The organism is uncultured Roseovarius sp. (genome assembly GCF_913054395.1).
Lineage (GTDB): Bacteria > Pseudomonadota > Alphaproteobacteria > Rhodobacterales > Rhodobacteraceae > Roseovarius.
Genome location: NZ_CAJXIP010000149.1, coordinates 1 through 7,650, shown reverse-complemented (window position 1 = coordinate 7,650; position 7,650 = coordinate 1). Strand labels below are relative to the sequence as shown.

Annotated in this window: 7 protein-coding genes; 3 read left to right on the top strand and 4 right to left on the bottom strand. The window is 62.4% G+C overall.

The features are described from left to right. On the top strand, positions 1–1,253 hold a 1,253-nt coding region (locus QZ522_RS15960), incomplete at its 5' end, for a YifB family Mg chelatase-like AAA ATPase (RefSeq protein WP_294613794.1). On the opposite strand, the gene QZ522_RS15955 is transcribed toward QZ522_RS15960, so the two are convergent. From QZ522_RS15955 to rsmI, 4 genes are read right to left on the bottom strand one after another with little or no spacing between them, the layout of a single operon-like run. Beyond that, positions 1,219–2,130 carry an alpha/beta hydrolase gene (locus QZ522_RS15955; protein WP_294613791.1) on the bottom strand — a complete coding sequence of 304 codons (912 nt, stop codon included), beginning with the start codon at positions 2,128–2,130 and terminating at the stop codon, positions 1,219–1,221. The two genes, QZ522_RS15960 and QZ522_RS15955, sit on opposite strands and share 35 nt — an antisense overlap. After that, positions 2,127–3,062 carry a glutathione synthase gene (gene gshB / locus QZ522_RS15950; RefSeq protein ID WP_294613788.1) on the bottom strand — a complete coding sequence of 312 codons (936 nt, stop codon included), beginning with the start codon at positions 3,060–3,062 and terminating at the stop codon, positions 2,127–2,129. The genes QZ522_RS15955 and gshB overlap by 4 nt, the downstream gene beginning before the upstream one ends. 59 nt (positions 3,063–3,121) lie before the next feature. Further along, on the bottom strand, positions 3,122–3,532 hold the full coding sequence (locus QZ522_RS15945; RefSeq protein ID WP_294613785.1) for a YraN family protein: 411 nt from the start codon (positions 3,530–3,532) through the stop codon (positions 3,122–3,124). Between the two features lie 28 nt (positions 3,533–3,560). Then, entirely contained in the window at positions 3,561–4,424 is an 864-nt protein-coding gene (gene rsmI / locus QZ522_RS15940) for a 16S rRNA (cytidine(1402)-2'-O)-methyltransferase (protein WP_294613782.1), read from the bottom strand. Positions 4,425–4,508: 84 nt separating this feature from the next. Here rsmI and QZ522_RS15935 point away from each other — a divergent pair, with 84 nt between their 5' ends. Both QZ522_RS15935 and QZ522_RS15930 read left to right on the top strand, forming a co-directional pair. Further along, positions 4,509–5,687: a penicillin-binding protein activator gene (locus QZ522_RS15935; RefSeq protein WP_294613779.1), complete on the top strand. Its 1,179-nt coding sequence runs from the start codon at positions 4,509–4,511 to the stop codon at positions 5,685–5,687. A 21-nt stretch (positions 5,688–5,708) separates the two neighbouring features. Next, positions 5,709–7,650 (top strand): [protein-PII] uridylyltransferase (locus tag QZ522_RS15930; protein ID WP_294613776.1); only part of this gene is annotated, 1,942 nt, incomplete at its 3' end.

Below are 7,650 nucleotides of genomic sequence, written 5' to 3'. Positions count from 1 at the left end.
TATTGGCCGCCATAGAAATCATCCCGGCAGATGCCACCGCCGAAACCATCGCATTGGGTGAGCTGTCGCTTGATGGCACGCTGGTTCCTGTTGTTGGCGCGCTTCCGGCTGCAATGACCGCGGCCGAGGAGAACCGCACACTGCTTTGCCCGCAGGCCTCGGGGGCAGAGGCAGCCTGGGTGGAGGCGGCGAAGGTCATCGGCGCCGCCAGCCTAGCCGACGTGGTGCGCCATTTCACCGGGCAAATGTTGATCGATTTGGCCCGACCGGGCGAGGTGAACAGCCCTGCCCCAACCAAAGACCTAAGGGACGTCAAGGGACAGGAACGAGCCAAACGCGCGCTGGAGATCGCCGCGGCGGGCCGTCACCACATACTGATGGTAGGCACGCCAGGGTCAGGGAAATCAAAGTTGGTGGCACGACTGCCGGGCATTTTGCCGCCACTGACGCCCGCTGAGGCGCTGCAAACCTCGATGATCCAGTCCTTGTGTGGCTTGATCGAAGAAGGTGGCATCAATCGCACACGTCCGTTCAGGGAGCCACACCACACCGCATCAATGGCGGCGATTGTTGGTGGTGGGCGTCAGGCCAAGCCGGGCGAGATCAGTCTGGCCCACAATGGTGTTTTGTTTTTGGACGAATTTCCAGAGTTCAATCGTGCTGTGCTGGAAACTCTGCGCCAGCCGATTGAAACCGGCGAGGTGATGATTGCCCGTGCCAATGCGCATGTGAAATACCCCAGCCGGTTCATGTTGGTGGCGGCGGCTAACCCGTGCAAGTGCGGCTATCTAACGGATCCTGCCCGCGCCTGTTCCCGTGCGCCGATCTGTGGCGAGGATTACATGGGGCGGATTTCCGGCCCGCTCATGGATCGCTTTGATTTGCGGGTCGAGGTCCCGCCCGTGGCCTTCAGCGATCTCGATCTGCCCGCCTCTGGCGAAGAGTCAGCAACCGTCGCCGCGCGCATTGCCAACGCCCGCAACATCCAGTCCGCACGTTTTGCCGATCACCCGGATATGCGGCTCAATGCCGATGCCGAAGGTCAGCTTCTGGAGGATGTCGCTGGCCCCGATGCGGAGGGGCGCGCCCTGATCAACCGGGTGGCCGAGCGCTTTGGCCTGTCGGCGCGCGGCTATCACCGGGTGCTGCGAGTGGCGCGCACGATTGCCGACCTCGACGGATCGCAGGCCGTTCGACACCCGCATGTCGCAGAAGCCGTCAGCTTTCGTCTGGCCGGGATGAAAGAGACGTGATCCAGAGCGCCACCTGATAAAGCGTGTCCTGCGCCTCGGGCAGCAGCCCCTGAAACAGCGGCCAGACATGCGGCAGGTCATGTTCGATCCTGCACTCCGTGGTGACGCCCTGCGCCTCAAGCCGGGCGGCCATCCGTCGCGTGTCATCCAGAAGGATCTCGGTATCGCCCACCGCTAGCCAGACCGGTGGCGCGCCTTTGAAATCGGCCCCAAGCGGCGTGGCGCGCGGGTCCGCGGGATCACCCCCCTGAAGATACATCTGCGCCATATCGCCGATCCGCGTCACTGGCAAAAGCACGTCGGCGCGCGCGTTGGCGTTTATGCTCGGCCCTGAAAATGTCATGTCGGTCAGCGGTGAAAAGGCGAAGGTGCCAAGCGGCGGGCGCAGCCCCAACCGCGCGATCTCGGCCAAAAGCGCCAGCGCCAGACCGCCGCCCGCACTATCGCCGCCAAGCACCACGCCGCCGGGATGATCCGCCAGGGCGCGATAGGCGTCCAGGGCATCCTCGATCGCGGCGGGAAAGGCATGCTCCGGCGCCAACCGGTAATCGGGCAGGCAGGCGGGCAAACCGCAGAGCGACGACAATCGCGCCAGCATCGCCTTGTGGGTGCGCGCCGATCCGAACACATAGCCGCCGCCATGAAAATAAAGGATCACCGGCCCGGCATCCCGCATGGCCCACGGGCCAGAGGCCCAGAGCACCGGCACATCGCCAAGGGTTTCCCGCTCAAAGCGGCTGCCGCGCGGGCTTCGGAACAAGCACCACGCCTTGCGCTCGAAACTGCAGCGCAGCTTGGCCGGATCCCTCGCCCGCGCCAGATGCGGCTTTTCCATAAGCCGCAATTGCAGGTTCAAAACGGCACGGCGCAGGCTCATGCGCGCTTGGCTTCTATCACCTCCCAGATTTTGGCGGCGATGTTCACGCCGTCAAAACGCTCCAGCTCCTGAATGCCGGTGGGCGAGGTCACGTTGATCTCGGTCAGATAGTTGCCGATCACGTCGATACCAACAAAGACCTGTCCCTTTTCGCGCAACAGCGGGCCGATCGTGGCACAGATTTCAAGGTCGCGCGCGGTGAGTTCAACCTTTTCGGGCCGCCCGCCTACATGCATGTTGGATCGCGTTTCACCGGTGGCGGGCACACGGTTGATCGCGCCGACCGGCTCGCCGTCGACGAGGATGACGCGCTTGTCGCCATGTTTGATCTCGGGCAGGTATTTTTGCACGATCAGCGGTTCGCGGCTGAAGCCGGTGAAAAGCTCGTGCAGGCTCGACAGGTTGCGATCGGATTCGGGCAGGTGAAACACGCCCGCTCCGCCATTGCCGTAAAGCGGCTTGAGGATCACGTCGCCATGACGTTCGCGGAACGCCCGGATCGTCGCCAGATCGCGCGCAATGGCCGTCGGCGGCATCAGCTGGGGGAAATCCAGAATCAAAAGCTTTTCCGGATAGTTGCGCACCCAGAATGGATCATTCACCACCAGGGTTCCGGGGCTCAGCCGATCGAGGATATGGGTCGTGGTGGTATAGAACATGTCAAACGGCGGGTCCTGGCGGAGCCAGACCACATCGAAATCGGCCAGATCGACCGTCGTCTCTTCGCCAAGGCGGAAATGATCGCCCTCGACCCGCTGGACGCTAAGCGGCCAGCCCCGCGCAGTGACCCGCCCCTCGTCATAGGCAAGCTTGTCAGGCGTGTAGTGAAACAACTCGTGCCCACGCGCCTGCGCCTCTTCGGCAAGGCGAAAGGTGCTGTCACCATTGATATTGATCGGCCCGATCGGGTCCATCTGAAACGCGATTTTCATGCTTTGCCCCTTTGTTCAGGTCTGCCACTTACATGCGGCATGGGCGGCAAAGGTGCAATTCAGAAATGACCAAAGGCGTTCTCGACGATCTCGATCGCGCCCGATCCATCGACCGCCGCCAGATCAAATCGCACCGAGGCAAGTTGCCCTTCGGGGGTCTGGCCAAGATATTCCGCCGCCGCCGCACAGATGCGCCGGGCTTGCGTCGGGCGCAACCGTGCAAGCGCAAGATCAACCGTAGCCGCCTTTTTGACCTCGCAAAACACATAAACCTCGCCGTCGCGCAGGATCAGGTCGATCTCGCCCCCCTGCCCGCGCCAGCGGCTTTGCAGGAGCGCCGTTCCGCGCCCGCCATAGGCGCGGATCACGCTTTGCTCGGCGGCCTGTCCCGAAAGATAGGCGCGTTGGCCTTTTTCCTGACGCCGCTTTGCAACAAGGGCCGCAGCATCATCGACCTTACCCTGCTCCATGCCCGCCGCGCCCCTTCACGCAAATGCCCTAATCCCCGGCCGCCAGTTGCAGCGCGCGCTGATAGACCTGCCGCCGGGGCAGGCCAAGCTCTGCCGCGACCGCATCGGCCGCGTCGCGTACCGACAGCCGCTCAAGCGCCTTGCCCAGTGCCAGATCTAAGTCCTCTTCGCTAACATTTGCTGAACGCGCGCGGTCAATGACCACCACGATCTCGCCCTTGGGCGGGTTTTCGGCACAGCTTGCGGCAAGCTCTTCAAGCGTGCCGCGCCGCACCTCTTCGAATTTCTTGGTCAATTCCCGGCACATCGCCGCATCACGCGCACCGCCAAGCACCAGCGCGGCATCGCGCAGCATCGCCGCCACCCGCTTGGGCGATTCGTAAAACACCAGCGTCGCGGGTACGTTGGCCAACTCGCCCAACACGGTCTTGCGCCGCCCCGAGGCATTGGGCAAAAATCCCGCGAACAGGAACCGGTCGGTCGGCAGGCCGGCCAGCGTCAGCGCCGTGATCACCGCCGAAGGCCCCGGCGCCGAAACAAGGTCATAGCCTTCGGCCACAGCCGAGCGGCCCAGATCGAAACCGGGGTCGGCGACCATCGGCGTGCCCGCCTCCGAGGCATAGACCACCGATTTGCCCTCGGCCAAAGCCGCGAGGATACGCGGGCGCATCCGTTCGCCGTTGTGATCGTGATAGGCCCAGAACGGCCGCTCGCCCACCGGCACGCCGTGAATGTCCATCAGGTGCCTCAGGCTTCTGGTGTCTTCGGCGGTAATCACATCCGCCGAGGCCAGGATATCCAGCGCGCGCAGCGTGATATCGCGCGCCGTACCGATCGGCGTCGCGATCAGATAGAGGCCGGGGGCCAGTTTTTGCTTGTTGAGATTCACCACTGGACCCGCCCTCTGTGACGTTTATTATCGCGTGCAATCGCGTATGGCCTCGGGCAAAGCGCAAAAAGGGAGTGAGACCATAGCATGTTCGTCTTTTTAAATGTCATCCGCAAACCAGTCACCCGCCTCTTTGTGGTCTTCGCTGCCTTCTGGCTCGCCGCCTGTCAACCTGTATCGCTGAGCAATACCGGCGGCGCAACCGGCACCTCAGGCGCTCCGGTTACCGTGGCGCTTCTGGTGCCGCATGGCTCTGCAAGCGCGCAGGAACAGCAATTGGCCCGCGATCTGGAAAGTGCGGCGCGCCTGGCGGTATCTGATCTGGCGGGCGTCACGATCGACCTGCGGGTCTATGGCACCGCCGGTCAGCCGGCGCAGGCCCAGACCGCCGCCCTCAACGCGGTCGCGGATGGCGCGCGCATCATCGTCGGCCCGCTGCATGCCGAATCGGCCAATGCCGTGGCCGTCGCCGTGGCCAACAAGAACGTCAACGTTCTGGCGTTTTCCAACAACCCCACCATCGCGGGCGGCAACCTCTTTATTCTCGGCCAGACCTTTCAGACCACGGCCAACCGGCTTGCCGATTTCGCCACCCGCCAGGGCAAATCGCGGATCATGGCTGTCTATTCCGACAACCTCGCAGGTCAGCTTGGCCGGGCCGCGATCGAACAGGCCGTTCGCAACAATGGCGCGATCCTTGCCGGAAGCGTCAGCTATGAATTCTCGCAACAGGGCGTGGTCAGCGCCCTTCCCGCGATCCGCGCCGCCGCCGAAACCAATGCGGCCGATGCGATCTTCATGACCGCCAATACCGCAGGCGCACTTCCGCTGTTTTCCCAGATGCTTCCGGAATCAGGGCTTGGCCCCGACAAGGTTCAGTATATCGGCCTCGCCCGCTGGGACACGCCGCCACAGACACTCGACTTGCCGGGCGTTCAGGGCGGCTGGTTTGCCCTGCCTGATCCGCTGCGCACCGCACAGTTCATAAACCGGTTTCAGGCTGCCAATGGCACACCTCCGCACCCGATTGCAGGGCTGGCTTATGACGGAATCGCCGCCATCGGCGCACTTGCCAGTTCCAATCAGCGAGAGGCCCTTGGCCGAAATGCCCTGACCCAGCCCGCCGGTTTCCAAGGCGTCAACGGCGTCTTCCGGCTGAACCTTGATGGCAGCAACGAACGTGGCCTGGCGGTTGCAACGATCCGCGACAAGCAGGTCGTGATCCTGTCGCCTGCACCGCAAAGCTTTGGCGGCGCAGGATTTTGACGGGTTTCAAGCAGCCATAGCATGACACATATCATCACGCGCCGGGACGACCTGATTTGCCCCGCAGACGATATCTTTGACCTCAGCGAGGTCGAGACCCGGCTTGCCCAGGCCATAAGCGAAAGCGGTAGCGACATGAGCGCCTTGCGCCATGCCGTGGTCAACCTGCTTGGCGCCGAGATGAAGCGCGGCCGCGCCGCAATCGCAGCCGCCTTTGCAGAGCAGCCCTTTGAGGCACGCCCCGTGACCCGCGCCTATTGCTGGCTGACCGATTGCGTTATCCTGACGACCCTTGACGTGGCTACCCGCGTGATGCACCCGCTTCCCAATCCGACCGAGGCCGAACGCCTTGCGGTCTTTGCCGTCGGCGGCTATGGGCGCGGCGAAATGGCGCCGCAATCGGATGTCGACCTGTTGTTTCTGACGCCCTACAAGATCACCCCCTGGGCTGAAAGCGTCATTGAATCGATGCTTTATATCCTGTGGGATCTGCGCCTTAAAGTTGGCCACGCCAGCCGCACGATCCGCGACTGCCTGCGCCTTGGCGCCGATGATTACACGATCCGCACCGCGCTTTTGGAAAACCGCCATCTGGCCGGCGATGCCAAGTTGGCCAGTGATCTGAACCGCCGCCTCTGGGCCGATCTATTCAAGGGAACCGAACGCGACTTTACCGAGGCCAAACTTGCCGAGCGCGATGCGCGCCACGAAAAGCAGGGCGAACGGTACATGGTCGAGCCCAACGTAAAAGAGGGCAAGGGCGGCCTGCGCGATCTGCAATCGCTGTTCTGGATCGCCAAATATCTGCACGGCGTCACAGATGTCAGCGAGCTGGTGGCGCTTGGCATGTTCACCGACGATGAGTTCAACACCTTCGTCAAGGCCGAGACCTTTCTCTGGGCGGTGCGCTGTCATCTGCATCTGATCACCGGGCGCCCCAATGATCAGCTGACCTTTGACATGCAGGTCGAGGTGGCCGAACGCATGAAGTATTCCGATACCGCCGGGCGCCGCGGAGTCGAGGTTTTCATGCAGGACTATTTCCGCCATGCCACCGCCGTCGGCGATCTGACCCGGATATTCCTGACAAAGCTTGAAGCGTCGCACATCAAATCCGAACCGATCCTGCAACGCCTGTTCCGGCGCCGCAAAAAGTTGAAAGACGGCTATACAGAGGTGCATGGCCGCCTGGCGATTCTTGATGACGACGCGTTCCTGTCGGAACCGCTGAACTTGTTGCGGCTGTTTGAAGAGGGGCTGCGCACCGGCCTTTTGATCCATCCCGATGCGATGCTTCTGGTCACGGCCAACTTGAACCTGATCAATGACGAGATGCGCAACGACCCGCGCGCGCACAAGCTTTTCCTTGACCTGTTGCTCAAGCACGGCAACCCGGAACGTGCGCTTCGGCGGATGAACGAGCTTGGCATCCTGTCGGCTTTCCTGCCGGAATTCGAACCGATCGTCGCGATGATGCAGTTCAACATGTATCACCATTACACCGTCGACGAACATATCATCCAATGCATCAGCCACCTCGCTCAGATCGAGCGAAACGAGTTGATCGAAGAATTGCCTGTTTCCTCGACGATCCTGAAAGAGGGACTCAATCGCCGGGTGCTTTACGTGGCGCTGTTGCTGCATGATATCGGCAAGGGCCGGGACGAGGATCACTCGATCCTCGGGGCGCGCATTGCCCGCAAGGTGGCGCCGCGTCTGGGGCTCAAGCCGAAAGAGGTCGACACCGTTGAATGGCTTGTGCGCTATCACCTGTTGATGTCGGACATGGCGCAGAAACGCGATATCGCCGATCCGCGTACCGTGCGGGGCTTTGCCAAAGCCGTGCAATCGGTCAAGCGACTGGACCTTCTGTTGGTGCTGACGGTGTGCGACATTCGCGGTGTTGGCCCGGACACCTGGAACAACTGGAAAGCGGTGCTGTTGCGGGCGCTCTACAACCAGA

What these genes read in the sequence shown, in the direction of transcription:
- QZ522_RS15955 (WP_294613791.1), bottom strand. Translation starts at nt 2,130, where the DNA reads ATGAGCCTGCGCCGTGCCGTTTTGAACCTGCAATTGCGGCTTATGGAA.
- gshB (WP_294613788.1), bottom strand. Translation starts at nt 3,062, where the DNA reads ATGAAAATCGCGTTTCAGATGGACCCGATCGGGCCGATCAATATCAAT.
- QZ522_RS15945 (WP_294613785.1), bottom strand. Translation starts at nt 3,532, where the DNA reads ATGGAGCAGGGTAAGGTCGATGATGCTGCGGCCCTTGTTGCAAAGCGG.
- QZ522_RS15935 (WP_294613779.1), top strand. Translation starts at nt 4,509, where the DNA reads ATGTTCGTCTTTTTAAATGTCATCCGCAAACCAGTCACCCGCCTCTTT.